Source organism: Cellulomonas endophytica (genome assembly GCF_004123805.1).
Taxonomy (GTDB): Bacteria; Actinomycetota; Actinomycetes; order Actinomycetales; family Cellulomonadaceae; genus Cellulomonas; species Cellulomonas endophytica.
This window is the reverse complement of record NZ_RWJX01000147.1, coordinates 1-3,113: the sequence shown is the minus strand read 5'-3', so window position 1 is coordinate 3,113 and position 3,113 is coordinate 1. Positions and strand designations below refer to the sequence as shown.

At 79.6% G+C, this 3,113-nt stretch carries 2 protein-coding genes; both read left to right on the top strand.

The window, feature by feature from the left end:
- Window positions 1-1,332, top strand: a 1,332-nt coding sequence (locus tag EJA20_RS18295; RefSeq protein ID WP_338068847.1) for an aggregation-promoting factor C-terminal-like domain-containing protein, incomplete at its 5' end; no start/stop codon positions are given.
- A 433-nt stretch (window positions 1,333-1,765) separates the two neighbouring features.
- Window positions 1,766-3,040, top strand: a complete 1,275-nt coding sequence (locus tag EJA20_RS18290) for a resuscitation-promoting factor (protein ID WP_240675642.1) — start codon at window positions 1,766-1,768, stop codon at window positions 3,038-3,040.
- Window positions 3,041-3,113 lie beyond the last annotated feature (73 nt).

Below are 3,113 nucleotides of genomic sequence, written 5' to 3'. Positions count from 1 at the left end.
CGCGCGCCGGCGAGGTGGGCCGGGGCTTCGCCGTCGTCGCGAACGAGGTCAAGGAGCTTCACCGCCCGCCGCGCCGCCGAGCACGCCGCCCGTCCGGCCAACCGCCGGCGCCTCGCCGCCCAGGGCGCGGTGCTCGCCGCGGTGACCGTGGCGTCGACGGCCTTCGCCGGGGCGCACCGCGAGGTCGTCGTCGAGGTCGACGGGGAGCGCACCACCGTCGAGGGCTACGGCCGCACCGTCGCCGACGTCCTGGCCGCCGCGGGCGTCGAGGTGGCCGAGGGGGACGTGCTGGCCCCCGCGCCCGGCACCGCGGTCACGGACGGCTCGGAGATCGTCGTGCGGCACGCCCGGACCGTCACGGCCGAGGTCGACGGCGAGACCCGCACCTGGAGCACCACCGCCACCACCGTCGAGGACGCGCTGGACGACCTCGGGCTGCGCGGCGACGCGCGCGCGTCGGCGTCGCGCTCGGCCGCGCTCGGCCGCGAGCCCCTGCGGGTCTCGACGCCGAAGACCGTGCACCTCGTCGTCGACGGGCAGGTCGTCGAGGGGACGAGCAGTGCGCCGACGGTCGGCGAGGCGCTCTCCGACCTCGGCCTCGTCCTGGGCGAGGCCGACCGTGTGTCCGTGCCGCTCGACGCCGCGACGGTGGAGGGCCTCGTCGTCCTCGTCAGCCGGGCGCAGGCCGACGGCGAGAGCGTCACGGAGGCCGTGCCCTTCGAGACGCAGGAGGTCGCCGACCCCGACCTGCCCGAGGGCGTGCGCCGGACGGTGACCGCGGGCCGCGAGGGCGTCCGGACCACGACCTACGAGCGCGAGCTCGTCGGCGGCGTCGTCGTCAGCCGCGCACCCGTGGCGTCCGCCGTGACGACCGCCCCCGTGGCGCAGGTCGTGCACGTCGGCACGGGGGAGACGGCGAGGGCGCAGGCCGCCGCCGCCGCGGCGGCCGCCGCCACGGCGTCGTCCGCCGCGTCGTCCTCGTCCGGCGCGGCGGCGGCCCCCGCCGCGCCCCCGGCCGTCGCGGTCGCCCCCGGCTCCGCCCAGGAGATCGCCCGCGGCATGGTGGCCGCCCGCGGCTGGGGCGACGAGCAGTTCTCCTGCCTCGTGTCGCTGTGGAAGAAGGAGAGCGGCTGGAACCACCTGGCCCAGAACCGCTCCTCGGGCGCCTACGGCATCCCCCAGTCCCTGCCGGGCTCGAAGATGGCCTCGGCCGGCGCGGACTGGCGCACCAACCCCGCCACGCAGATCGCCTGGGGCCTGGGCTACATCGCCGACCGCTACGGCACCCCCTGCGGCGCCTGGTCGCACTCGAAGGCGCGCGGCTGGTACTGACCGGACCGGCCCGGACCGCGCGCCGGCCCGCCGGCCCGCACCGCACGACGAGGGGCGCCGACCACCGCGGTCGGCGCCCCTCGTCGTGCGCCCGCGGGGCCCGCCCGGCCCCGCCGGCCTCTCGCCGCGGGCGTGGTCCGGCGGCGTGCGCCGGCCCCGTGGTCCGGCGTGTCGCTGGACACATCGGGCGCCGGCGGTCTTGGCAGCGGGGTCACGGGACGGTTACGGTCCACCGTCGCTCGTGACCGGTGAGACCCCCGGGCGAGCGTGGCCGGGCCCGCGGGCGCCGGTCGACGGCCGGATCGGGGATCCGGGACGTGCGCGGTGCGCCGGGAGACCCCGGGGCGCCGACCGGTGCAGCACGCACCGGTGCACGGGTGCCGCTCGCGGCGCACCCCTCCCCGTGCCCGGGACCCGCGACGTCTGGAACCACGTGACGCTCCCCCCGACCTCCGCCACCCCCGACGCCACCACCCCGGGCGCCCCCGACACCCTCCCCGCCGGCGCCTCCGCCGGCGCCGCGCAGGACGCCCCGCGCCGGCCCGGCCCCTCCCGCCGCCGCCGCCTGCTCCTGCCCGTCTCGGGCGCCGTCGCCGCCCTCGTCCTCACGGGCGGCGCCGCCGGGTACGCCCAGGCCCACAAGTCCGTCACGCTCGACGTGGACGGCACCCTCACCGAGGTCGGCACCTTCGCCGGCTCCGTCGACGAGCTGCTCGTCGAGCACGGCGTGGCCGTGGGCGACCGCGACGCCGTCGCCCCCGCGGACGGCGCCCTCGCCGACGGCACGACCGTCGTGGTCCGGCACGCGCGCTCGCTCCTCGTCGAGCAGGACGGCGCCACCCGCGCGGTGTGGAGCACGGCCCTCACCGCCGACGCGGCCCTCGAGGCCATGGCCGAGCGCGGCGCGCCGGGCCAGCTCGTCGCCTCGCGCTCCTCGGGCGGCCGCGCCGACCTGGGCCTGGAGCTCGCGGACGGCGGGCCCGTCGACGTCCTCGTGGACGGCACCACCCTGCAGACCCCGGACGGCGCCGTCGGCGTCGCCGAGGTGCTCGTCGAGCTCGGCGTGACGCTGGGCCCGCTCGACCGCGTCGGGGTCCGCGAGGACGCCGACGGCCGCGTCCAGGTCGTCGTGGAGCGCGTCGTGGAGCAGGACGTCACGACGACGAGCGAGGTCGCCTTCGCCACCGTCGAGAGGGACGACGCCGCGCGCACGGTCGGCACCCGCCGCGTGCTCACGGCCGGCGTCCCCGGCGTGCGCACGGTCGTGGAGCACGTGACGACCGTCGACGGCGTCGAGACGGCGCGCACCCCCGTGTCGGACGCCGTCACGCAGGCCCCGGTCGACGAGGTCGTCGCGGTCGGCACGAAGCCGCGCCCCGTCGCCGCGCCGGCGCGCGCCGCGGCCCCCTCCGGCACGGCCGCCGCGGCCGACGCGGGCAGCGCGCCCGCCGCCTCGACCGGCTCCGCCGGCTCCCTCAACTGGGCGGCGCTCGCCGCGTGCGAGTCCGGGGGCAACCCGTCCATCGTCTCCGCCAGCGGCCGGTACCACGGGCTCTACCAGTTCTCCGTGACCACCTGGCAGGCCGTCGGCGGCTCCGGGCTGCCCTCGCAGGCCTCCGCCGCGGAGCAGACGGCCCGCGCCCAGGCGCTGTACGAGCGCTCCGGCGCCGGCCAGTGGCCGCACTGCGGGCCGCGCCTCTTCTCCTGAGGTCCGGTCGCCCGCGGGCCGGCCCTCCGCCCGGCGCGCCACGGCCCGGCCCCGCCCCCTCCCGGGGCGGGGC